This is a genomic window from Caballeronia sp. EK (assembly GCF_014384845.1).
In the GTDB taxonomy this organism is placed as follows: domain Bacteria; phylum Pseudomonadota; class Gammaproteobacteria; order Burkholderiales; family Burkholderiaceae; genus Caballeronia; species Caballeronia jiangsuensis.
Genome location: NZ_JACSUE010000009.1, coordinates 197,513 through 221,762, shown reverse-complemented (window position 1 = coordinate 221,762; position 24,250 = coordinate 197,513). Strand labels below are relative to the sequence as shown.

Annotated in this window: 17 protein-coding genes; 7 read left to right on the top strand and 10 right to left on the bottom strand. The window is 64.7% G+C overall.

Features of this window, described 5'->3' with window-relative positions:
• The first annotated feature begins 135 nt into the window (after positions 1–135).
• Positions 136–1,065, top strand: a complete 930-nt coding sequence (locus IAG25_RS26910; protein WP_187607539.1) for a DMT family transporter — start codon at positions 136–138, stop codon at positions 1,063–1,065.
• Position 1,066: 1 nt separating this feature from the next.
• On the opposite strand, the gene IAG25_RS26905 is transcribed toward IAG25_RS26910, so the two are convergent.
• Positions 1,067–2,083: a DedA family protein/thiosulfate sulfurtransferase GlpE gene (locus tag IAG25_RS26905; RefSeq protein ID WP_187607538.1), complete on the bottom strand. Its 1,017-nt coding sequence runs from the start codon at positions 2,081–2,083 to the stop codon at positions 1,067–1,069.
• A gap of 150 nt (positions 2,084–2,233) precedes the next feature.
• Here IAG25_RS26905 and IAG25_RS26900 point away from each other — a divergent pair, with 150 nt between their 5' ends.
• Positions 2,234–3,094 carry an MBL fold metallo-hydrolase gene (locus IAG25_RS26900; protein ID WP_309243969.1) on the top strand — a complete coding sequence of 287 codons (861 nt, stop codon included), beginning with the start codon at positions 2,234–2,236 and terminating at the stop codon, positions 3,092–3,094.
• Here IAG25_RS26900 and IAG25_RS26895 read toward each other — a convergent pair.
• On the bottom strand, positions 3,091–3,726 hold the full coding sequence (locus IAG25_RS26895) for a FadR/GntR family transcriptional regulator (protein ID WP_255503955.1): 636 nt from the start codon (positions 3,724–3,726) through the stop codon (positions 3,091–3,093). The two genes, IAG25_RS26900 and IAG25_RS26895, sit on opposite strands and share 4 nt — an antisense overlap.
• 182 nt (positions 3,727–3,908) lie before the next feature.
• Between IAG25_RS26895 and dgoD the strand changes: the two genes are divergently transcribed.
• The gene (dgoD, locus tag IAG25_RS26890; protein WP_187607537.1) at positions 3,909–5,057 is read left to right on the top strand and encodes a galactonate dehydratase; all 1,149 of its coding nucleotides are present in this window, start codon (positions 3,909–3,911) and stop codon (positions 5,055–5,057) included.
• Between the two features lie 5 nt (positions 5,058–5,062).
• Here the strand turns inward: dgoD and pabB are convergent, their stop codons facing one another.
• The 4 genes from pabB to grpE form a co-directional block, all read right to left on the bottom strand.
• Positions 5,063–6,850: an aminodeoxychorismate synthase component I gene (gene pabB / locus IAG25_RS26885; protein ID WP_187607620.1), complete on the bottom strand. Its 1,788-nt coding sequence runs from the start codon at positions 6,848–6,850 to the stop codon at positions 5,063–5,065.
• 37 nt (positions 6,851–6,887) lie between these two features.
• Positions 6,888–8,024, bottom strand: coding sequence for a molecular chaperone DnaJ (dnaJ, locus tag IAG25_RS26880; RefSeq protein WP_035497750.1), 1,137 nt, complete (start codon positions 8,022–8,024; stop codon positions 6,888–6,890).
• Positions 8,025–8,260: 236 nt separating this feature from the next.
• A complete protein-coding gene (dnaK, locus tag IAG25_RS26875) occupies positions 8,261–10,216 on the bottom strand; it encodes a molecular chaperone DnaK (protein WP_187607536.1) in 1,956 nt (651 codons plus the stop codon).
• A 263-nt stretch (positions 10,217–10,479) separates the two neighbouring features.
• On the bottom strand, positions 10,480–11,070 hold the full coding sequence (grpE, locus tag IAG25_RS26870) for a nucleotide exchange factor GrpE (protein ID WP_187607535.1): 591 nt from the start codon (positions 11,068–11,070) through the stop codon (positions 10,480–10,482).
• 361 nt (positions 11,071–11,431) lie between these two features.
• Here grpE and IAG25_RS41215 point away from each other — a divergent pair, with 361 nt between their 5' ends.
• Positions 11,432–11,593 (top strand): hypothetical protein, encoded by a 162-nt coding sequence (locus tag IAG25_RS41215; RefSeq protein WP_181291003.1) that lies wholly within the window; start codon positions 11,432–11,434, stop codon positions 11,591–11,593.
• Here the strand turns inward: IAG25_RS41215 and IAG25_RS26865 are convergent.
• The 3 genes from IAG25_RS26865 to hrcA all read right to left on the bottom strand — a co-directional run bounded on the left by IAG25_RS26865 (position 11,565) and on the right by hrcA (position 14,205).
• Positions 11,565–11,972, bottom strand: coding sequence for an RNA-binding S4 domain-containing protein (locus IAG25_RS26865; protein ID WP_187607534.1), 408 nt, complete (start codon positions 11,970–11,972; stop codon positions 11,565–11,567). The genes IAG25_RS41215 and IAG25_RS26865 overlap by 29 nt on opposite strands.
• A gap of 25 nt (positions 11,973–11,997) precedes the next feature.
• Positions 11,998–13,065 (bottom strand): ferrochelatase, encoded by a 1,068-nt coding sequence (gene hemH / locus IAG25_RS26860; protein ID WP_187607533.1) that lies wholly within the window; start codon positions 13,063–13,065, stop codon positions 11,998–12,000.
• A gap of 123 nt (positions 13,066–13,188) precedes the next feature.
• On the bottom strand, positions 13,189–14,205 hold the full coding sequence (gene hrcA / locus IAG25_RS26855) for a heat-inducible transcriptional repressor HrcA (RefSeq protein WP_187607532.1): 1,017 nt from the start codon (positions 14,203–14,205) through the stop codon (positions 13,189–13,191).
• 185 nt (positions 14,206–14,390) lie between these two features.
• On the opposite strand from hrcA, the gene IAG25_RS26850 reads away from it, so the two are divergent.
• On the top strand, positions 14,391–15,287 hold the full coding sequence (locus IAG25_RS26850) for an NAD kinase (RefSeq protein WP_035497738.1): 897 nt from the start codon (positions 14,391–14,393) through the stop codon (positions 15,285–15,287).
• A gap of 31 nt (positions 15,288–15,318) precedes the next feature.
• Positions 15,319–16,971 (top strand): DNA repair protein RecN, encoded by a 1,653-nt coding sequence (recN, locus tag IAG25_RS26845; protein WP_187607531.1) that lies wholly within the window; start codon positions 15,319–15,321, stop codon positions 16,969–16,971.
• A 9-nt stretch (positions 16,972–16,980) separates the two neighbouring features.
• Here recN and glnE read toward each other — a convergent pair whose 3' ends face one another.
• Positions 16,981–19,773, bottom strand: coding sequence for a bifunctional [glutamate--ammonia ligase]-adenylyl-L-tyrosine phosphorylase/[glutamate--ammonia-ligase] adenylyltransferase (glnE, locus tag IAG25_RS26840; RefSeq protein ID WP_187607530.1), 2,793 nt, complete (start codon positions 19,771–19,773; stop codon positions 16,981–16,983).
• Positions 19,774–19,956: 183 nt separating this feature from the next.
• Between glnE and IAG25_RS26835 the strand changes: the two genes are divergently transcribed.
• Positions 19,957–24,246: a YhdP family protein gene (locus IAG25_RS26835; protein ID WP_187607529.1), complete on the top strand. Its 4,290-nt coding sequence runs from the start codon at positions 19,957–19,959 to the stop codon at positions 24,244–24,246.
• Positions 24,247–24,250: the final 4 nt, after the last annotated feature.

The window sequence follows — 24,250 nt, the reverse complement described above, 5'->3', positions numbered from 1 at the left end:
GCGCCGCGCATTCGTCGCGGCGCGCAATCTCCACGGGCTCATCACGACCTTTCGCTCATCGAAGGCCGTTCGCTGGCACAATCGACGCTCCAAATCAGTGCATGGCCTCTCCGGCCACGCTTACCGAGCCAGCCGATGAGCACGCCGTCCGTCTCCCTGCGCCGCGCCCCCGACGCCACCGCCATCATCGTGATGATCGCGCTGTGCGGCGCGTGGGGATTCCAGCAAGTCGCGATCAAGGAAGCTAACGCATCGATTCCGCCGATGCTGCAAGCCGGCATCCGCTCGCTGATCGCAACATGCCTCGTATGGATCTGGACGCGCACGCGCGGCGTGCCGCTTTTCCAGCGCGACGACACGCTGCCGGCCGGCCTGCTCGCGGGTCTGCTATTCGGCGGCGAGTTCGTCTGCATTTTCTTCGGCCTGAGTCTCACCACGGCGACGCGCATGGCCGTGTTTCTCTACACCGCGCCCTGCTTCACCGCGCTCGGCCTGCACTGGTTCGTCGCGGGCGAACGGCTTTCGCGCACACAGTGGTGCGGCATCGTGCTCGCGTTCTGCGGCATCGCGCTCGCGTTCGCCGACGGCTTTCTGCACGGCAATCCGAACAGCACATCGACGATGCGGGGTATCGCGGGCGATGCGCTCGGCATCATGGCCGGCATCTTCTGGGCCGCGACGACGGTCGTCGTGCGCGCGTCGTCGCTATCGCATGCGAGCGCGAGCAAGACGCTGTTCTATCAGCTGGCGGTGTCGGCGGTGCTGCTGCTCGTGCTCGCGGCGGGCATCGGACAGACGCACGTCGGAGCCGTCTCGCCGCTTGCGATCGCGAGCCTCGCGTATCAGGCGATCGTCGTCGCGTTCATCAGCTATCTGACATGGTTCTGGCTGCTCACGCGCTATATGGCGTCGCGGCTCTCGGTGTTCTCGTTTCTCACGCCGATCTTCGGCGTCACCTTCGGCGTGCTGCTGCTCGGCGAGCAGTTCACCGCGCGTTTCATGGTCGCCGCGGCGATGGTGCTCGCGGGCATCGCGCTGGTGAACCGTCCCGCGCGCCGGACGTAGCTCATTCCGGCGCGGTCGCGCGAATCGTGACCATGTCGTGATCGATGTCGTCGTCGTGACCGGACGCGGCACGGAGGTGCTCCGCCGGCATCGGTTCGACCGGATAGCCGTGCTTCTCCCACGCATCCAGCCCGCCCTTCAGCGGCCGCACATGGCTGAAACCCTTCGCGCGCAACTGCCGCGCGATGATCTTCGCGGTCGCCTCGTTCGGGCACACGCAATACACGACCACCTCGTGCTCCGAATACAACTGATCGACGCGATCCGGCGAATCGAGATCCAGCGCGATCGCGCCCGCGATGCGATACGGCTCGCGGCGGCGAATCTCCGCCGGGCGCGCGTCGTAGATCACGGGCGGCGTGTCGGAACGCATCATCGAGTCGAGCTGGTCCGGCGTGATGTGATACTTCGCGAGCCACTGACGAAACCGCTCGCGCCGGATCCATCGATACAGCAGGAAGCCGAGCGCGACCATCACGAGAATATCGATCACCGTCGTGCCGTTGGCGCGCACCAGCACGACGAGTCGCGCGATCTGTTCCTGCAGCGCCGCGCCGCCGAGCATCCAGAAACTCGCCCACGCGGTCGCGCCGATCAGATCCCACAACAGGAACACGCGCACTTCGATCTGCGTGGTGCCGAGCAGCGGCGCCGACACGAGCCCGAGCCCCGGCACGAACTTCGACAGCGCGAGCAGCGGCACGCCGAAGCGCTCGAACCAGCGGCGCGCGGTGCGCAGCGTCGAATCGATGGACAGCGAGAAGCGCACGAGCGAGTTGAGAAAGCGGCGGCCGTAGAGGCGGCCCGCGGCGAACCAGAGTGAATCCGCGATGAGCACGGCGAGCACCGCGGCCGCGAGCATCTGCCAGAACGGCGCGTTGCCGGCGGCGACGATCGTGCCGGCGAGAATCAGCATCGGCGCGGCGGGGACGGGCACGCCGAGTTGCGTCGCGAGGACGCTGACGAAGACGGCCCACGCGCCCCACGACGACGCGAGCGAAGTCGGGACGTGCGGCATTCGAACCTCTTGATCGAGCTTTCGTGAAGGTGAGCGCCGGCGCGTTGGGGTCCGGCGCAAAGGGTTACACTGTATCGCGATCCCGACAAACACGCCCAATCGATCCGGGCGACGAGAGCAGGACGCGAGGCAACAACCGGGGGAGTCAGCGTGCAAGCCATCACTCAGCCTTTCTTCGACATCAACACCGGCACGATGACGTATGTCGTCTACAAAGAGGCCGGTTCAGCAGCGGCGATCGTCGATCCCGTGCTCGACTACGATCCGAAAGCCGCGCGCACCTCGACGCAATCAGCCGATGCGGTCGTCGCGTTCGTGCGCGAAGAGCGGCTCTCCGTCGAATGGATTCTGGAGACGCACGCGCATGCCGACCATCTTTCGGCGGCGCCGTATCTGAAGCGCACGCTGGGCGGAAAGATCGCCATCGGCGAATCGATACGCGCCGTGCAGGGCGTGTTCAAGAAGATTTTCGATCTCGAACCGGAGTTTCAGCTCGACGGCTCGCAATTCGATCATCTGTTTTCGGACGGCGAGCGCTTCATGATCGGCGAGATCGAGGCGACCGCGCTGTTCGTGCCGGGCCACACGCCCGCCGACATGGCGTATCGGATCGGCGATGCTGTGTTCGTCGGCGACACGCTCTTCATGCCGGACGTCGGCACCGCGCGCTGCGATTTTCCCGGTGGCAGCGCACGCAGGCTGTATCGATCGATTCAGCGCCTGCTCGCGCTCGATCCGGAGACGCGCCTCTTCGTCTGCCACGACTATCCGCCCGACACGCGCGACCCGCAGTGGCAATGCACGGTGCGCGAGCAGCGCGAGAAGAACATTCACGTCGGGGGCGGCAAGACCGAGGACGAATTCGTCGCGATGCGCGAGGCACGCGACGCGACCCTCGGCATGCCGACGCTCATCTTGCCCGCGATCCAGGTGAACATCCGCGCGGGCCACTTTCCTGACGCGGCCGGCAACGGCACGACCTATCTGAAGATTCCGCTGAACGCTTTTTAGCCTTCGATCCTGCCGCGCGTCACGCCGAGCAAATCGGCCATCGCGCGGCGCGCACCGGCCGAATCGCGCGCGACGATCGCCTGGAACACGGCCGTATGTTCCGCGAGCGACGCGTTGTAGACATCGGCGCGCTTGGCGTTCAGGCGCAACTGGCCTTCCAGCGTGCGCTCGATCAACGCGCCGAGCGGTATCAGCAATTCGTTGCTGCACGCGGCGAGCACGCACAGATGGAAATCGAGGTCCGCGCGCACCCATTCTTCGACATTCTGTGCGCCGACCATCGCCTCATGCGCGCGTGTGAGACGCTCGCGCGTGCGTTGCTCGTGGTTATCGGCGGCGAGCGCGGCGGCGTACGGCTCGATCATCTCGCGCATTTCCTGAAGCTTGAGCGCGAATTGCAGCGGCGGCGCGACGCGCGAATACCAGTCGAGCATGTCGGAATCGAGCAGATTCCAGGCATCCCTTGCGCGCACGCGCGTGCCGACTTTCGGCCGCGACTCGATCAGCCCTTTCGACGTAAGCGTGCGCAACGCCTCGCGCAGCACCGTGCGGCTCACGCCGAAACGCTCCATCAATTCCGCTTCGCGCGGCAATGGCGAGCCGGGCGCGACGTCGCCACGCAGAATCGCCATGCCCAGTTCATGCGCCACGCGGCCATGTAGATCCCGGTGAATGATGGTCTCCTTTAGGTGTGGCCACGATTATGGAGTATTCGACTGAAGTTTCGAAACATTCGCTTAGAATTGAATAATACTATTAATATGCCTACACAGCGGCTTTTTGCTAACATGTAGATCCCTTCAGGAGACGCTCAATGAAAATTACGAAGCTCGAAACCTTCATCGTTCCGCCACGGTGGTGCTTCCTCAAGATCGAAACGGACGAAGGCATCACCGGCTGGGGCGAGCCGGTCGTCGAAGGCCGCGCGCATACCGTCGCAGCCGCCGTCGATGAACTCGCCGATTATCTGGTCGGCCGCGACCCGCGCCATATCGAAGACCTCTGGCAGGTCATGTATCGCTCCGGCTTCTATCGCGGCGGTCCTATCGGCATGAGCGCGATCGCGGGCGTCGATCAGGCGCTGTGGGACATTCTCGGCAAGTATCACGGCGTGCCGGTTCACGCGCTGCTCGGCGGCCAGGTGCGCGACAAGATCAAGGTGTATTCGTGGATCGGCGGCGACCGTCCGAGCGATGTCGCGAACAACGCGCGCGCGGTGGTCGATCGCGGCTTCAAGGCCGTGAAGATGAACGGCTCGGAAGAGTTGCAGATCATCGATACCTTCGACAAGGTGCAAGGCGTCATCGACAACGTGCGCGCCGTGCGTGAAGCGGTTGGTCCGAACGTGGGCATCGGCGTCGACTTTCACGGACGCGTGCACAAGCCGATGGCGAAGGTGCTCGCGAAGGAACTCGATCCGTTCAAGCTGATGTTCATCGAAGAGCCGGTGCTGTCGGAGAACGTCGAGGCGCTGCGCGATATCGTCAACCAGACGAGCACGCCGATCGCGCTCGGCGAGCGGCTCTACTCGCGCTGGGACTTCAAGCACATTCTGGCGGGCGGCTATGTCGACATCATTCAGCCGGATGCGTCCCATGCGGGCGGCCTGACCGAATGCCGCAAGATCGCGACGATGGCCGAAGCCTACGATGTCGCGCTCGCGCTGCACTGCCCGCTCGGTCCGATCGCGCTCGCGACCTGCCTGCAGATCGACGCGGTGAGCTACAACGCGTTCATTCAGGAGCAGAGTCTCGGCATCCACTACAACAAGGGCAACGATCTGCTCGACTACATCAGGAATCCGGAAGTCTTCAAGTACGAAGACGGCATGGTGACGATCCCGCAGGGACCGGGATTAGGCATCGAGGTGAACGAGGAGAAGGTGCGCGAGATGGCGAAGGTCGGGCATCGCTGGCGCAATCCGGTGTGGCGTCATGCGGACGGCAGCGTCGCCGAGTGGTGATGCGTTCAGCGCCGAAGTCTTGCCTTCACGCCGCCGCGTAAAGCGTTGCTGATGAGCAGGTCTTCGGCTTTCTGCAAGTCGTTTATCGTCAGCGTGCGTTCGGCGGCGCCGAGTTCGTCGATGAGCACCGCGCGCATCACGCCCGGCAACACGCCGGCATCGATGGGCGGCGTGAGCCACTGGCCGTCGATCTGCACGAAGACGCTGGAACGGCCGCCTTCGGTCAGCTCGCCGCGTTCGTTGACGAACAGCATGTCGAAAGCGTCTTCGGCTTCGGCGGCTTTCCATGCGCGATCGTAGTCGGCGCGGCGCGTCGTCTTGTGACGCAGCAGCGGATCGCCGGACGACTGCGGCGCAAAGCCGCGATCGGATGCGAGCAACACATCCACGGTATCCGACGGCAACGGTGCGAGCGGCGCGCTCGTCATCGCGATGTGTCCGCTCTTGTCCAGCGCGATGCGCATACGATACGGCTTGCCCGCGTCGAATCCCGCGCACTGCTGCCCGATTTGAGCCGAGAGCGCGCGCTCGTCGAACGCAAAGCCGAGATACGCGGCGCTCGCCTTCAATCGCGCGACGTGGCGCGCGTAGTGGCGAACGCCTTCATCGCGCGTCGCATAAATAGTCTCGAAAAGCTCGAAGCCGGGGTCCGCGCCGGTCAGGAAGCGTGCTTTCAACAGACACTCCTCGTATTCGTCGGCGGCGACGCTATCGAGCACGATGCCCGCGCCGATGCCGAGCACGCCACGCCTGCCCGCGGCATCGACGACGATCGTGCGGATCGCCACCGACATGCAAAAATCGCCGCTCGCATCCAGCCAGCCGATCGCCCCCGTATACAGACCGCGCGGCGTGCCCTCGATTTCGTCGATCAGTTGCATCGTCCGATACTTCGGCGCGCCGGTGATCGAACCGCATGGAAAGAGCGCGCGCACGATGGCGGCGAACGACGTGCCGGGAATTACGCGCGCTTCGATCGTCGATGTCATCTGCCACACCGACGCGTAAGGCTCGACCGAAAACAGCACGGGCACATTCACCGAACCCGTGACCGCCACGCGCGACATGTCGTTGCGCAGCAGATCGACGATCATCACGTTCTCGGCGCGATTCTTCGGATCGTGGCGCAGCGCCTCGGGATCGGCGTCGCGCGGCGCGGTGCCTTTCATCGGCCGGGCGCGCAGCAGATCGCCTTGTTTTTCGACGAACAATTCCGGCGAGCACGACACGACCGATCTGCCATCCGGCAACGCGATCAACGCGCCGTAATGCACGGCCTGCCGCTCGCGCAATCGCCGATACAGCGCGAGCGGCGCGCCGTACACATCGAAGTTCAGCCGGAACGTGTAGTTGATCTGATACGACTCGCCTTCGCGCAGCGCGTCCTGCACAGCGGCGATCGACGCATCGAATTCATCGCGCTTGACGCTCGCTTCGATGCCCGCGACGCCTGCCGTCAGGTCATCGCCTTCGGACGCGAGCCACGCGTCGACTTTATCGCGCGACAGACGCGCGCACTCGCGAAACATGAGCACGCGCAGCGCATGATCGTCGCCGCGTCCGATGCTGCCGAACTGGAGATTGCGCCCGAACTCGTAATCCGCGACGACCACCGCATGAAGACCGCCTCGCAGATCGCGTTCGATGTCGCCGCAAACCGCGTCGAGCTCACGCGCATCCACGCACACGCGTTCGTGCGCGAAGTCCGTGTACAAACGACTCGACCGCCTTTCGGCGGTCGCATCGCAATCGTCGAGCAGCGCGAACACCGCGCTGCGCTCTTCGGTTTTCATCGTCATGCTCGCACGACGTACACCGCACTCAACCGCATCAGTCGAAGAAGCTCTTCACGCGGTCGAACCAGCTCTTGCTTTGCGGACTATGCCGCGCGCCGCCCTGCTCCAGCGACTTTTCGAACTGCTTCAGCAGATCGCGCTGCTGCTCCGTGAGCTTGACCGGCGTTTCCACCTGCACATGCACGTAGAGATCGCCGGCGATGCTCGAACGCAAGCCCTTGATGCCCTTGCCGCGCAGCCGGAACGTCTTGCCCGACTGCGTGCCTTCCGGCACCGTGAAGCTCGCGCGGCCCGCCAGCGTGGGCACTTCGATTTCGCCGCCCAGCGCCGCCGTCGTGAACTGGATCGGCATCTGGCAGTGCAGGTCGTCACCGTCGCGCTCGAACACCGTGTGCTGCTTGATGTGGATTTCCACGTACAAGTCGCCGTTCGGGCCGCCGTTGATGCCCGGCTCGCCGTTGCCGGCCGAGCGGATGCGCATGCCATCGTCGATGCCCGCCGGAATCTTCACTTCCAGCGTCTTCGTTTCCTTCACCTTGCCCGCGCCGTGGCAGTTCGCGCACGGATCGGGGATGTAGCTGCCGCTGCCGTGACACTTCGGGCACGTCTGCTGGATGCTGAAAAAGCCCTGCGACATGCGCACCTGGCCCTGGCCGTGACAGGTCGGGCAGGTCTCCGGCTTGGTGCCCGGCTTCGCGCCCGAGCCGTGACAGACGTTGCAGTTCACCCAGCTCGGCACGCGGATCTGCGTGTCGTAACCGTGCGCCGCCTGCTCGAGCGTGATCTCCATGCTGTAGCGCAAGTCCGCGCCGCGATACACCTGCGGTCCGCCGCGCCCGCCGCGAGCAGCGCCGCCCGCGGCCTGTCCGAAGATGTCGCCGAAGATATCGCCGAAGGCATCGGCGAAACCGCCGAAACCTTGCGCGCCCGCGCCCGCCATGTTCGGATCGACGCCCGCGTGGCCGTACTGGTCGTACGCGGCCCGCTTCTGCTGGTCGGAGAGCATTTCGTAGGCTTCCTTCGCCTCCTTGAAATTCTCTTCCGCCTTCTTGTTGTCCGGATTGCGGTCAGGGTGATACTTCATCGCGAGCTTGCGATACGCCTTCTTGATCTCGTCGTCGCTCGCGTTTTTCGCGACGCCCAGAACGTCGTAGTAATCCCGTTTCGCCATGTCGGTTCGATGCCGCCGCGCTTACCCGCGACGGTTCCTGTCAGATGCTGCGAGTCCGTTGCTTCGACTCGCGCGTAAAACTTCGCGCGCCTCGCCTAAATCAAGACGCCTCTGAAAAAACAACGTGCCCGGAGAGCCGTGAGGCTCGCCAGGCGCGTTACACGTAAGACGCGTGACGCGTCCCGGTGTTGCCACCGAAAAGCGCGTGAGCGTTGCCACTCCCGCGCCCTTGCGGCTTAGTCCTTCTTCACTTCCTTGAAGTCGGCGTCGACGACATCGTCGTGGTGCTGGCTCGCGCCCGCATCAGCCGACGCGCCCGCGCCTGCCGCACCGGCCGCCGCGCTCGCCGCGCCTTGCTGCGCCTGCATGTCGGCGTACATCTTTTCGCCGAGCTTCTGCGAGGCTTGAGCCAGCGCCTCGACCTTCGCTTCGATCGTGGCCTTGTCGCTCGAATTGCTCTTCAGCGCTTCTTCGAGATCCTTCAGCGCCGCTTCGATCTTTTCCTTCTCCGAAGCGTCAACCTTGTCACCGTATTCGGCGACGGCCTTCTTCGTGCTGTGGACCAGCGCGTCGCCCTGGTTGCGGGCATCGGCCAGTTCGCGCAGCTTGTGATCTTCCTCGGCGTTGGCTTCGGCGTCCTTCACCATCTTGTCGATTTCCGCGTCCGTCAGACCCGAGTTCGCCTTGATGGTGATCTTGTTTTCCTTGCCCGTCGCCTTGTCCTTCGCGCCCACGTGCAGAATGCCGTTGGCGTCGATGTCGAAGGTCACTTCGATCTGCGGCGTGCCGCGCGGTGCCGGCGGAATGCCTTCGAGGTTGAACTCGCCGAGCAGCTTGTTGCCCACGGCCATTTCGCGCTCGCCCTGGAACACCTTGATCGTCACGGCGCCCTGGTTGTCGTCGGCCGTCGAATACACTTGCGAGTGCTTCGTCGGGATCGTCGTGTTCTTGTTGATCATCTTCGTCATCACGCCGCCGAGCGTCTCGATGCCGAGCGACAAAGGCGTCACGTCGAGCAGCAAAACGTCCTTGCGGTCGCCCGACAGAACCTGACCCTGAATCGCGGCGCCAACGGCCACTGCTTCGTCCGGGTTCACGTCACGGCGCGGATCCTTGCCGAAGAACTCCTTCACCTTTTCCTGCACCTTCGGCATGCGCGTCATGCCGCCGACGAGAATCACGTCGTCGATGTCGCCGACCTTCACGCCCGCATCCTTGATCGCGATGCGGCACGGTTCGATCGTGCGCTCGATCAGTTCTTCGACGAGCGCTTCGAGCTTTGCACGCGTGAACTTGAGGTTCAAGTGCTTCGGACCCGACGCGTCGGCCGTGATGTACGGCAGGTTGATGTCGGTCTGCGCCGTCGACGACAGTTCGATCTTCGCCTTTTCAGCGGCTTCCTTCAGGCGCTGCAGCGCGAGCACGTCCTTGCTCAGGTCGACGCCCTGTTCCTTCTTGAACTCGCCGATGATGTAATCGATGATGCGCTGGTCGAAGTCTTCACCGCCGAGGAACGTGTCGCCGTTCGTCGACAGCACTTCGAACTGCATTTCGCCGTCCACGTCCGCGATTTCGATGATCGAGATATCGAACGTGCCGCCGCCCAGGTCGAACACGGCGATCTTGCGGTCGCCCTTTTCGGCCTTGTCCAGACCGAACGCGAGCGCTGCTGCCGTCGGCTCGTTGATGATGCGCTTCACTTCCAAACCGGCGATGCGGCCCGCGTCCTTCGTTGCCTGACGCTGGCTGTCGTTGAAGTACGCCGGCACCGTGATGACGGCTTCCGTGACCGGCTCGCCGAGGTAGTCCTCAGCGGTCTTCTTCATCTTGCGCAGCACTTCGGCGGAAACCTGCGACGGCGCGAGGTTCTTGCCATGCGCCTCGACCCATGCGTCGCCGTTATCGTGCTTGACGATCTTGTAGGGCATCAAATTGATGTCCTTCTGCACTTCCTTCTCTTCGAAGCGGCGGCCGATCAAACGCTTGACCGCGTACAGCGTGTTGCGCGGATTGGTGACCGACTGACGCTTGGCAGGCGCGCCGACGAGAATTTCGTTGTCGTCCATGTACGCGATGATCGACGGCGTGGTGCGCGCGCCTTCCGAATTCTCGATGACCTTTACCTGGTTGCCTTCCATCAGCGCCACGCACGAGTTCGTGGTGCCGAGGTCGATGCCGATGATTCTGCCCATTTTTTATCCTCTCCTAGCTTTGATCGCAGTGGCGTTGCGGCGGCGGTGTGTCGTGCCTGACGCCGGCTTTTGCCGATTTACCGGGCCGAACGCCCAAAATTCATACCTGTACGCAAGATAAGAGCGCCGGTTTCGATTTCAAGACCCTGAGCGCTATGCGGTCTATAACTTTTTTTTGTGCGGCGCCGATCTTTTCGTGCGCCGCCGAAGACCGCGAATGCGGCCGGAACGGCGGCACACTGGCCGTGATCGCCGCAGACGCGTTATTTCGGCGCGGCGACGGTCACGAGCGCCGGACGCAGCACGCGATCCGCGATCACGTAACCCTTTTGCAGCACCGTGACGACGGTATTTGGATCCTGCTCGGCCGGCACCATCGAAATGGCTTGATGGCGATGCGGATCGAATTTCTCGCCGACAGGATTCAACGCGATCACGCGGCCCTTCTCCAACGCGCCGGTGAGCTGACGCAGCGTCAGTTCGACGCCTTCGCGAACCTTGGCGAGATCCGACGACTGGTCGGCGAGCGCGGCTTCGAGGCTGTCGAGCACCGGCAACAGGTTCTCCGCGAAATTTTCGATGGCGAATTTATGCGCCTTCGCGACATCTTCCTGGCTGCGGCGGCGGACGTTTTCCGTCTCGGCCTTGGCGCGCAGGAAGTCTTCCTTGAGCGCCGCGATAGTGGCCTGCGCTTCGGCCATCGCGGCCTCGGCCTCGTTCGGCGCAGCTTGCGGCGTGGCAGCCGCTTCTGCCGGTGCGGCCTGCGCCGTGCTGGTGGTGTCTGCGGCCTGGCGCGCGTTCTCGTCGGCGGGCGTCGGGTTCTGGCTCGCTGAATTCTCTTGCGTGTTTTCCATGTCGCTCAATATCTATTGCTGTTGAGTTGAATCGGTTGCGAAAGCGGCGGAGCGCAGTCCGGATCGCGTTTTTCGCACTAGCGGCGGAAATTGGGGCGACGAAGATATTTTCAAGGGTTTTGCGCGAATTTTTCGGACCAATTCGAGCGCCCCGATGGCACCGAAATGGCCGGTAACCCACACTTCGCCGCAGCGCGCAATTTCAGATTGAGGGAAAGCCCTGACTCGCCTACACTTCAATCAAGCACCGCAGGACGCACGTTTACCCTAATCCTACGAAATGCTTCAATCCGCTTTCAGCCCTTGCCCGTTTCCTGAACCGGCCGCTTTCTGACCGGGCAACCCGTTCTCCGGGGATACCATGAAACTGACCTTTGCTATCGCGGTGGTCGCCCTGGTACTCGTCGCGGGAACGACCACCATCTGCATGTCCGGCGTCGTGACGGACCGTAACACCGAGTACGGTGGCGTTCACGCGACCATCGAAAGTTACTTCAATCCGAACGAGAAAATTTGTCGATAGTCCGCCGGTCGCGCTTCGTCGGCCTGCCCTGCAAGCCGGCTGCGGGTTCGTGGAACGTCCTGCGACGCTCGGCTTCGGCCATGCGCTTCGCCCGGCCTTCCTCGGTTTCGGCATAGAGCGTCTGCGCGACCGTCGCCGGGCCGCGCACGTCGCATAGCCCGCGCACTTCGACCTGCCAGACAAGCCGCTCGATATCGATCTCGACGATATCGCCGACACGCACGTCCTTCGACGGCTTCACGTTCGTCCCGCCGATCTTCACACGGCCCTTTTCCACGGCATCGCTCGCGAGCGAACGCGTCTTGAAGAAACGCGCTGCCCAAAGCCACTTATCGATGCGCAAACGCGCGCCAGGTTCCGTCGAAATCTTGTAGTTCATGGGTGAATGCTTGAAAAAGCCGTGCTCAGGCCACCGCGGAAAGCGGCTGCACGGTCTGCACGGGCCATCCCTGCAGATGCTGCGCGGCGATTTCGCCGAGCCCCTTGATCCACGCGGGCGTCGCGTTCAGACAGGGAATCCGGTGGAAATGCCTGCCGCCGGCCTTCAGAAACGCGTCGCGCACCTCGATGCCAATTTCCTCGATCGTTTCCAGACAATCCGCCGTGAAGCCGGGACAGAACACATCCACGCGCGCGACGCCGCCCGCGCCGAGTTCCGTGACCGTCGGCGCGGTGTACGGCTGAAGCCACTCCGCGCGGCCGAAGCGCGACTGGAACGTGACGCGGCATTCCACCGGCGTGAGCCCGAGCGCGGCCGTGAGTAGCGCGCCGGTCGACTGGCACTGGTCGTGATACGGGTCGCCGAGATCCATCGTGCGTTTCGGCACGCCGTGGAAGCTCAGGACGAGCTTGTCGCCCGCGGCGAAATCCGGCTGGCCGTGATGCCGCCAATAGTCGCGCACTTGTTCGGCAAGCGCGCCGATATACGCGGGATGATCCGCGTAATGGCGGATCGTGCGGATTTCCGGCTGATTGCGCACGCGTTTGAGCGCGGCGAAGGCATCGTCGAACGCGGTGGCTGTCGTGGACGACGAGTATTGCGGATACATCGGCAAGAGAAGAATGCGATCGGCGCCTTCGAGCTTCAACTGATTCAGCATCGCGCCGATGCCGGGCGACCCGTAGCGCATCGCATAGTCGACGATCACGTGATAGTCGTTCGCCGCGAACAGCCGCCGCAGACCCTCGACCTGCTTTTCCGTATGCACGCGCAGCGGCGAGCCTTCGTGCATCCACACTTGCGCATATTTCTTGGCCGACGCCCGTCCGCGAAACGGCAGAATCAGTCCGCGCAGAATGACCTGCCACACGAGCGACGGAATTTCGACGACGCGCGGATCGGACAGAAACTGCGCCAGATACTTGCGCACCGCCCGCGGCGTGGGCGCGTCCGGCGTGCCGAGATTGATCAGCAGCACCGCGACGCGATGCGAAGCGCTGGGCTGCGAGGGCAACTCGAGGTCGAAACGCATAGGGCAAGCGGGCCGGAAGGGTGGTCGTCTAAAAGTTGAAGACCATTATAGCGGCGGCCTCACGCGGGCATCATTGGCCGAACGGCCTAGTGGCGCAGCCTTGCGTGCCGCGCCAAGATGGCGTCACTGATGACTGAGGGACATCGAGAGCAGGCGCGCGGTGATGTCCACGATTGGAATCACGCGGTTATACGCCATGCGCGTCGGGCCGATCACGCCGAGCGTGCCGACGATCTTCCCGTTGACCTCGTAAGGCGCCGTCACGACGCTCATTTCCTCGATCGGCACGAGATTGCTCTCGCCGCCGATGAAGATCTGCACGCCTTGCGCGTGGCTCGATACATCCAGCAGTTGAAGGAGGCTCGTCTTTTGGTCGAACAAATCGAAAAGCTTGCGCAGCCGCGCCATGTCGGACGAGAGGTCCGCCACTTCGAGCAGATTGCGCTCGCCGGAAATGAGCACGGTGTCCATGGGGTCCGTCTCGGCGGTGCTCGCGACCACGGCCGCCTGCATGAGCGCGGTCATGTCGCCGCGCAACTGATCGATTTCCTCGCGCAGACGGCGGCGCACTTCGTCGAAGGACAGGCCCGCGAAATGCGCGTTGATGTAATTGGAGGCTTCGACGAGCTGCGAGGGCGAGTAGTCGCGCTGCGTCGCCATCATGCGGTTCTGGACGTCGCCTTCGGGCGTCACGATGATGAGCAGAATGCGCTTGTCCGACAGCCGCATGAACTCGATCTGCTTGAACATGTGGCTGCGGCGCGGCGTGAGCACGACGCCCGCGAACGACGACAGACTGGACAGCACGCTCGCCGCCGCCGCGACGATTTTCTGCGGCTCCTCGCCCTGCAGGCGGGTCTTGACGGCGGTGGTCATGGCTTCGTCTTGCGGCGCTTCTACAGTCAGCATCGTGTCGACGAAGAGCCGGTAGCCGCGCGGCGTGGGGATGCGTCCCGCCGACGTGTGCGGGCTCGAGACGAGGCCGAGCTCCTCGAGATCCGACATCACGTTGCGGATCGTCGCGGGGCTCAGTTCGAGACCGGAATGGCGTGATAACGTGCGCGAACCGACCGGCTGACCTTCGGCGATGTAGCGCTCGATCAACGTTTTCAGGAGGGTTTGTGCACGTGGGTCTAGCATGGGGAAATTTTAGCTCAACGAGTCGGAGGACGGCGAGCCGCGCCGTGTGCGCTGCGTTCAACGTCCGCTCCATTCTAGCGATAAACGACGGGCGTGCCGTGCGGCGTCGTGCGGTCCCGTCGCAGCACGCTCGTCCGCCATCGCCCGCGGTTCTTTTCGCTCTCTGACTATGGTGTAATGCCGGCATGGAAATTGGCCAATTCAAGACCGTCGCCCTCGTGGGGCGCACCAACACGCCGGGCATCGAGGCGCCGCTGAGATCGCTCGCCGGTCTTCTGGCGCAGCAAGGCTTCGAGGTCGTGTTCGAGGCAGGCACCGCGAAAGATGTCGAGGTGACGGAGTTTCCGGCGCTCTCCATCGCGGAGATGGGCGCGCGCGCGGACGTCGCGATCGTGCTCGGCGGCGACGGCACCATGCTCGGCATCGGCCGGCAGCTCGCGCCGTACAAGACGCCGCTCATCGGCGTGAATCACGGGCGGCTCGGCTTCATCACGGACATTCCGTTGAAGGCGATGCAGGAGATCATCCCGCAGATGCTCGCCGGCCAGTTCGAGCGCGAGGAGCGCAGCCTGCTCGAAGCGCGCATCATGCGCGACGACAAGCCGATCTATCACGCGCTGGCGTTCAACGACGTCGTGGTGAATCGCAGCGGCTTTTCTGGCATGGCGGAGTTGCGCGTGTCGGTCGACGGCCACTTCATGTACAACCAGCGCTCGGATGGTCTGATCGTCGCGACGCCAACCGGCTCGACCGCTTACGCGCTGTCGTCGGCGGGACCGATTCTTCATCCGCAGTTGCAGGGCTTCGTGCTGGTGCCGATCGCGCCGCATTCGCTGTCGAACCGTCCGATCGTGCTGCCCGACGATTCGAAGGTGACCATCCAGATCATCGGCGGGCGGGACGTCAACGTGAATTTCGACATGCAGTCGTTCACCGCCGTCGAACTGAACGACGCGATCGAAGTGCGGCGCTCGAAGCACACGGTGCCGGTGCTGCATCCGGTCGGCTACAGCTCGTACGCGACGTTGCGCAAGAAGCTGCACTGGAACGAGCATCCGTCGCAGGACGCCTCTTCTCTCTGAACTTCCCGAATTCCCCTTCCCCGAAGCGTCCATGCTCCGTCATCTTTCCATTCGAGATTTCGTCATCGTCGCCACCCTGGACATCGATTTCGATCCAGGTTTCACGGTCTTTTCGGGAGAAACCGGCGCGGGCAAGTCGATCCTGATCGATGCCCTCGCACTCACGCTCGGCGCCCGCGGCGACGCGAGCGTCGTGCGCACGGGCCAGGCGCGCGCGGATATCACCGCTGAATTCGGCACGCATCCGCAAGTCACGCGCTGGCTGGACGAGCACGCGTTGTCGCAAGACAGCGACTCGGTCATGCTGCGCCGGGTGATCGATTCGGGCGGCCGTTCGCGCGCGTTCATCAACGGCACGCCAGCGACGCTCGCGCAGCTTCGCGAAGTGGGCGAAATGCTCGTCGACATTCACGGGCAGCACGCGCATCAGTTGCTGATGCGTCCCGACGCGCAACGCGAACTCTTCGACACGCACGCGCAGTTGCTCGATACCGCCGGCGCGGTGAATCGCGCGTGGCGCGCCATGCGCGATGCGCAGCAGGCCGTCGAGACCGCGCAAAGCCGCGACCGCGAACTGCAACTGGAACGCGAGCGTCTCGCGTGGCAACTGAGCGAGTTCGACAAACTCGCGCCGCAGCCCGGTGAATGGGAGGAAGTGAGCGCGGAACATCATCGGCTGTCGCATTCGGCGAGTCTCATCGACGGCGTGCAGGGCGCACTCGGCGCGCTCTCCGAATCCGACGAAGCGATGATCTCGCAGCTCGGCGCGATCATCTCGAAGGTGCGCGGTCTCGCCGATATCGATCCCGCGCTGAACGACGTGCTCGCGTCGCTCGAACCGGCGGAAATCCAGTTGCAGGAGGCGTCGTATTCGCTGTCGCACTACGCGCAGAGGCTCGAACTCGATCCCGACCGGCTCGCACAAGTCGAAAGGCGCATGGATCAACTGCACTCGACGGCGCGCAAGTTCCGCCTTCAGCCCGAGACGCTGCCCGAAGAACACGACGCGCGCCGCCAACAGCTCGCCGATCTCGACGCCGCTGCCGATCTCGACGCGCTCAACGCCGCAGCGGAGAAAGCGAAAGCCGAATATCTGGCGCAGGCCAAAGTGCTGTCGAAGGCGCGCGCAAAGGCCGCGAAGCATCTGTCGAACGCGGTCACTGCCGGCATGCAGGAATTGTCGATGGCGGGCGGCAGCTTCGACGTCGCGCTCGTGCCGCTCGCGGAAGGCGGTGCGAACGGGCTGGAGCAGATCGAGTTCCGCGTCGCCGGTCACGCGGGCGTCGCGTTGAGGCCGCTCGCGAAAGTCGCGTCGGGCGGCGAACTGGCGCGCATCAGCCTCGCGCTCGCCGTGATCGCGAGCACCGCGAGCCCGACGCCCACGCTCATCTTCGACGAAGTGGACACGGGCATCGGCGGCGGTGTCGCGGAAGTGGTCGGGCGTCTGTTGCATCAACTCGGGCGCGACCGTCAGGTGCTGTGCGTCACGCATTTGCCGCAAGTGGCCGCACGCGGCGATCAGCATTTCCAGGTCGCGAAGTCGCCCGACGATGCCGGCGGCACCGTGAGCACGGTAACGCCGCTCGACAAGAGCAGGCGCGTGGAGGAAGTGGCGCGCATGCTCGGTGGCCTCGAAATCACCGCGACCACGCGCAAGCACGCAAAGGAAATGCTGGCCGCCTGAACGCCGGGCTCAGCCCGCCACGGCGAACACCCGATTCCACAACGCCGTCACCGCGTCGCGTTCGGCCTGAACCTCGGCCGGATCGACGCGCGCTTTCTCCATGCCGTCGAGCCGCAGCGTGTGCTGAAGCTTGCGGTAGTGCCGGTAGGCCGCGCCGATCACATCGGCCTGATCTTCGGCGATCAATCCGCTTTGCGCGGCGATCTTGAGCAGCGTGATGTTGCCCGCGTTGCGCAGAAACGCGCGATGCTCACGCGTATGCAGCAGCACCCAGTACTGCACGATGAACTCGATATCGACCATGCCGCCGCGATCGTGCTTCAGGTCGAACAGCTCGCTGCGATTCGGATGGCCGTCGGCGACGCGCTGGCGCATCGACGCGATCTCGCGTGCCAGTGCGGCGGCGTCGCGCTCCATGACGAGCACGTCGGCGCGAATCTTCTCGAACTCCGCGCCGATTTCCGCGTCGCCCGCGCTGTAACGTGCGCGCGAAAGCGCCTGATGCTCCCAGACCCACGCGGTGTTCGCCGCGTCGCCCTCGCGAATCTGATAGCGCCGAAACGTTGCGAGGTCGGTCACGAGCAGGCCGGATTCGCCGTTCGGGCGCAGGCGCAAATCGACATCGAACAGCGTGCCCGCGCCCGTCGCCGCGGTGAGCCACGTGATGAGGCGGCGCGTGAACATCGCGTAGATGTCGGAGGCGGCGTCGTCGTCATCGTCGTAAAGGAAGATGAGATCGAGGTCCGACGCGTAGCCCAGTTCCTTGCCGCCCAGCTTCCCGTACGCGATGACCGAAAAGCGCGGCGTCTCGCGATGCCGCTTCGGGAACTGCTTCCACACGGTGCGCACGGTCACGTCGAGCACGGCGTCGGCGAGTTCGGAAAGACGGTCGCTCACATGCTCGACGCTCAGATGACCGGCGAGATCGATCAGCAGAATGCGAAAAACTTCGGCCTGATGCGCATGACGCAGCAGATCCATCTGATGTTCGACGTCCTCGGCGGCGTCGAGCCGCGCGATCAGCGAGCGCTTGAACTCGGACCAGTCGAACGGGCTGGCGATGGCTTCGTCGTCGAGCAATTCGTCGAGCAACTGCGGATGGCGGATCAGATAGCCCGCCGCCCAGCGCGAACCCGATAGCACCGACAGCACGCGCTCCAGCGCCGCCGGATATTCGGTCAGCAGCGCGAGATACGCGCCGCGCTTGCCGATGGCTTCGAGCAGATCGAACAGACGCACGATGATGTCGCCGCGCTTGCCCGCATCGATCGACTGCACGGCTTCGAGCGCCCGCTGCGCGACGATGTCGAAGCGCTCCCGGCTCTGCGACGGCAAGCCGGCATAACGCGCCGAATTCCACACGCCCGTCAGACGCGAAAGCACCGGCGCGGGGTCCGCGAAGCCGAGTTCCGCGAGACGCGCGGCGAGTTCTTCCTGCGCGGAGTCGTCGGCGAGTGCGCTGCTCCAGATCCACGACGCCGCCGAATCCTCCGAGACGCCGCAGCCGCCCTGCCCGCTCACCTTGTCGGCGAAGATCGCGTCGAACTGCTGCTCGACGAGCTCGCGATGCGCGTCGAGCTTGTCCATCAGCGCGGCATAGTCCGCGAAACCGAGCGACTTCGCGAGCAGCGTGCGCTCGTCGTCCGCGACGGGCATCGCGTGCGTCTGCGCGTCGTTGCGATACTGCAGCCGATGCTCGACCGTGCGCAGGAACAGATACGCGTCGGACAGCGCCTCGCACACATTGGGCGCGAGCAGGCCATTGGCGGCGGCGCGTTCGAGGACCGCGAGCGTCGGACGAATTCGGAAATCCGCTGCCTGGCCGCCGCGAATCAACTGGAATACCTGCGCGCTGAACTCGATCTCGCGGATACCGCCGCGTCCGAGCTTGATGTCGTCGGCCTTGTCGGGACGCATCGACGCGCGCCGCCGCGCTTCCTGCCGAATCTGCTGATGCAGCGAGCGGATCGCCGCGATCACGCCGTAGTCGAGATAGCGCCGGTAGATGAACGGCGTCGCGATCGCTTCGAGCTGCTTCGCGAGGCGCTTCGCGGAATCGCTCTGCGTCTCCGAAACGAGCCGCCCCTTGATCCACGCGTAGCGCTCCCACTCGCGGCCCTGCACGTAGAAATACTCTTCGAGCATGCCGAGGCTGCACACGAGCGGGCCGGAATCGCCATTGGGCCGCAGCCGCATATCGACGCGGAACACGTAGCCGTCCTGCGTGATCTCCGCGAGCGCGCCGATCAGACGTTTGCCGAGCCGTGTGAAGAATTCCTGCGTCGGGAGTGCCGAGCGCGTGCCGCCCGAGGTTTCGCCGTCCTCTTCATAAACGAAGATCAGGTCGATATCCGACGATGCGTTCAGCTCGCGCCCGCCGAGCTTGCCCATGCCGACGACGCCGAGCGTCAGCCGCTCGCCGTCCGGTCCGCGCGGCTCGCCGAAGAGCGCTTCGAGATCCGCCGACAACACCGCGAGCGCGCGCCGCACCGTGACTTCGGCGAGATCGGTCATCGCGCCGGTGACTTCGGCGACGTCGGCCGCGCCCGCGAGATCACGCTCCATCACCGTGCAGAACACGTCGGTTCGCAGACGCCGCAGCGCGGTCTTGAGCGCAGCTTCGTCGAGCACGCCGTTTTCGGTGCATGGCGTGCAGTGCGCATCGAGGCGCGCTTCGATCCATTCGCGCGTGATGCGCGAGCGCGCCCACTGCGCGACATTCGACGCCAGTTCGGGCCGCGCCGCATACGCGCGCGCCGCATAGTTGGAATAGTCGGAACTGAGAAGAGTGGCGTCGGTCATGAAAGGTTGGGTTCGCTCATTGCTTCCGGTAAGACATCGCACTTCACGCAACGCGCCGCGAGTCTTGCCGGGCGCGGCTTTGCGAGCATCCACGAGTGCACGGGCCGCGGCCATCCCCGCGATGCCCGTGTTACATTTCAGCGTCAAACACGCAAAACTACCATATCGCCCGACAGCCGCAGCATGTCCGACAGCAGACGATCCGTCGACCCGAACGAAGTTGGACAAGCCAAGCCCAGCGGCAACGCCGAGCGCGTGCTTTCACGCGTCTTCAAAATCATTCTCGTCGTCGCGGCCATCGCGTATTTCGTGGTCGCGGGCGTGTATGTCGGCCTGCGCTATGTCGTCATGCCGCAGGTCGATTCGTTCCGGCCGCGCATCGAGCAGCTCGTCTCGTCGAAGATCCACGCGCAGTTGCATATCGGCAGGATTTCCGCGCGATGGTCCGGGCTTTCTCCGACACTCGATATCGACAATCTGAGCATCGATGCCGCCGACGGCTCGCCGGGTCTCGCCGTGCCGCACGCGAGCGCGAGCATCGCGTGGGCGTCGCTGCTGCATCTGCGGCCCAAGCTCGCGGACCTGACCGTCGATGGTCCCGACGTGATCATCGCGCGCAATGCGGACGGCGCGGTGTCCGTCGCGGGCGTGCCGCTGCCCACGCATCGCACCGGCTCGAACGCGTTCACGACCTGGCTGCTCGGCCAGGACCGCATTCTTCTGCGCGACGGCACGCTGCGCTGGCGCGACGCCCAACGCGCAGCGCCCGAGATCGCGTTCAAGCGCCTGAATCTCGCGATCATCAACGACGGCACGCGCCATCGGCTCGCGCTCAAGGCGCCCGCCGACGGCGACGTTTTGCACGGGCCGCTCGACTTTCGCGCGGACTTCCGTCATCAGCCTTTTTCCGCGATGGGCGCGCCCGCGAACTGGACTGGCCGTCTCTACATGTCGACCGGCCCCGTCGATCTGCCGATGCTCGCGCGCTACGTGAAGCTGCCATTTCAGATGTACGACGGGCGCATCAACAACCAGATCTGGCTGAACTTCGCGGGCGGCCAGTTGCAGAACGCGACCGGAGAACTGACCGGCGCGAACGTGGCGCTGCGCGTTCGCGCGACGCAGCCGCGTCTCGATCTGCCGATCGCGCGCTTCGGCTGGAGCATCGAGAAGAACGACACCGAGTACACGCTGAATCTGCGCGACCTGCATGCGGAGCTCGGCCAGCCGCCGCTCGATGACGGCACGCCGGTCGCGCGCCTGCTCGTGTCGCGCTCGCTGACGGGCACGTTCCGCCCGCCAAGTGCCGGCAAAGGGCAACTGGTGCGGCTGACGGGCGATTCCGTCGATATCGGCATCCTCGCGGAATTCGTGCGCGCGCTGCCGGTGCCGGCGAGGGTGCTCAACGAGCTCGTGCGCTTCAATCCGCGCGGCCAGGTGGCGAACTACACGATCTTCACCGAGCGCGCCGCGCCGAAGAACGAGGAAGAAGCGCAGCAACAGCGCACGAAGGGCGATGCGCCGCTGCTGCATTACGCGTTCAAGGGCGATCTCGAAGGCCTGAGCGTGCAGGCACAGGAGCCGCCGCCCGGCCTCACGATCAACAACCATCCGCGTGCGGGCATTCCGGGCGTCGAGAATCTGTGGGGCACCGTCGACGCGAACGAGAAGGAAGGCAGGATCACGATCGACACGAAGAACGCGGCTGTCATCATTCCCGGCGCGTTCGACGATCCGCGTCTCACCTTCGACTCGCTGCAGGGCAACGCGCACTGGACCGTCGCGGACGCCATCGCGCCGGGCGAATTGCGGCGCGCCTTCACGATCCATATCGACCGTCTGCGCGTCAAGAACGCGGACGCCGAAGGCGAAGCCACCGCCGATTACTGGAACCAGGGCCACGGACGCGGCAATCTCGATCTGAAGGCGAAGGTCGCGCATCTGAAGGTGACGAGCCTCGTGCGCTATCTGCCGACGAGCCTGAACGAGCGCGTGCGCGTCTATCTCGGCCATGCGCTGCAGGCGGGCGTCGCGAAGAACGGGACGATCGAAGTGCACGGCGATCTCACGCGCTTTCCCTACGCGAAATTTCCCGACGCGGGCATCTTCCGCATCAACGCGCCGTTCACCGGCGGCAAGTTCGACCCGACGCCGTTTCCGCCGCGCAAGATGGCCAACGGCCTGCCGAACTTCTGGCCGGCGTTCGAGGGCATCGACGGCACGTTCACGCTCGCGCAGAACAAGCTCGGCTTCGATATCGACAAGGGGCATTACCGCGGCGTGAAGGTCTCGAAGGTCGTCGGGCGCATCGACGATACGGGCAATCGCGAGACCAAGCTGTGGATCGACGGCCGCGCGCGCGGCCCGCTCGCCGACATGCTGCAATACGTCGACGACAGCTCGCTCGGCCTGATGGCGAAGCACGCGACGCGCAAGATCGACGCCAAAGGAGACGCGTCGCTCGCGCTCACGCTCGGCATTCCGCGCTTCCGTCCGCCCGCGCCGCTGCCGCCGCTCAAGCCCGATTACAAAGGCTCGATCACCTTCGCGGACAACGAAGTCACGTACGGCAATCTGCCGCCGCTCACGCATCTGCGCGGCCGCGCCGACTTCGCCGCCAAGACCGTGACGCTCGACGGCCTGACCGCGCAACTGCTCGGCGGCGACGTGCGCGCGAAAGGCGGCGTGCAGCCCGACGGCAGCTATGCGATCGACGTGAACGGGCGCATCGGCGCGGATGCCGCCACGCGGCTCAACCGGCGGATCACGCCACAGGTCGCGGAATTCATGAAGCGCATCAACGGCGCCGCGCCTTATGAACTGCACGTGCACGGCGTGAAGAACGCGCTGCCGAACGTGCAGGCGAACTCGGATCTGACGGGTCTCGGCATCGATCTGCCCGCGCCGTTCGGCAAGGCGCAAGGCACGCCGATGCCCTTCTACTTCACCTTCCAGCCCGCGCCGGGCGGCGCGTCGGATCTGCACGACGCGAAGTTGAGCTTCGGGCCGGTGACGGCGCATTACGTGTTGCAGCAGATCGGCCGCGCGCAGGTCAAGATCGATCCGCAGAACGCCGCAGAACCGATGAACATGCGCGCGCGTCTGAAAGTCGTGCGCGGCGCGATCGGCGTGAACAAGCCCGCCGATCTGCCGGCCGAGGGCGTCAGCGTGGACGCCGATCTGAACGAGCTCGATGCCGACGCATGGCGCAAGACCTTCGCCGACATCAGCGCCGCCAGCACCGCGACGCCGGAAGCGGCAGCCGCCGCGAACGCGCCGCGCCCGCCGATGAGCGAGAACGTCAAGCAGTTCATTCCGACGCGCGCCGCGATCCACTTCACGACGCTCAAGCTGCTCGACCGGCGCTGGGAGAACATCGCGATCGGCGCGAGCGGAGCGGATCGCAAGTGGCAGGCGAACATCGCGTCGGATCAGGTGTCGGGCGATGTCGCCTGGACGCCGGGCGCGACGAGAGACAGCCCCGGCACCTTGCAGGGACGTTTCGCGAAGGTCGTGATTCCGGAGAAGATGGCGGGCGATACCGTCGGCCCGGTCATCAGGAAGCCGCCGCGGAATGTGCCGACGATCGATCTCATCGTGAACGAGCTCGTGTTTCGCGGTCACAGCCTCGGGCGGCTCGAAGTCGACGCGCACAACGAAGTCATCGCCGACGAGCCGATCTGGACGCTCGACAAGCTCGAACTCATCAACCCCGACGCGACGCTCACCGCGAACGCGACGTGGCGCACGCTGCCGGGCGGCGTCTTGAAGGCAGACACGGAAGACGCCATCCCGCGCCGCACGTCGCTCGATTTCAAGCTCGATGTGAAGAACGGCGGACAGTTGATCGATCGCTTCGGCGCGCCGCATGTCGTCAATTCGGGCAGCGGCACGGTCTCGGGCCACGCGGGCTGGAACGGCGGTCCGACTGCCGTCGATGTGAATACGCTCGATGGCAACGTCGCCGTCGATCTGCGTCACGGCCAGATCCTGCGTGCGCCGGGCGCGGCGAAGTGGCTCGGCATCTTCAGCCTGCGCAGTCTCGCCAACCTGCTGACGCTGCACTTCGAGGATGTCGTCGGCAAGGGGCTGCCGTTCGAGAAGATCACGGGCAATGCGAAGATCGTCGACGGCATCAGCCGCACGGACGACTTCCTCATGGTCACGTCGCCCGCGCGCGTGCAGATGCAGGGCGTCGTCGATATGCCGAAGCAGACGCAGGATCTCCACGTAAAGGTGGTGCCGACCGTCGGCGCGGGCGCGGCGGCGATCGGCGCGGCGGTGATCAATCCGCTGCTCGGCCTCGGCGTGCTCGCGGCGGACATCGCGCTGTCGGCATCGATTCAGAAGGCTTTTGCGCTCGACTATTCGATCACCGGCTCATGGAGCAAACCCGTCGTTAAGCGGCTCAATGGCGATCAGGGTAAGATCGAAACACCCGCCGCCGCCGTGGTTCCGTCCGCTGCCCGCTGAAAAC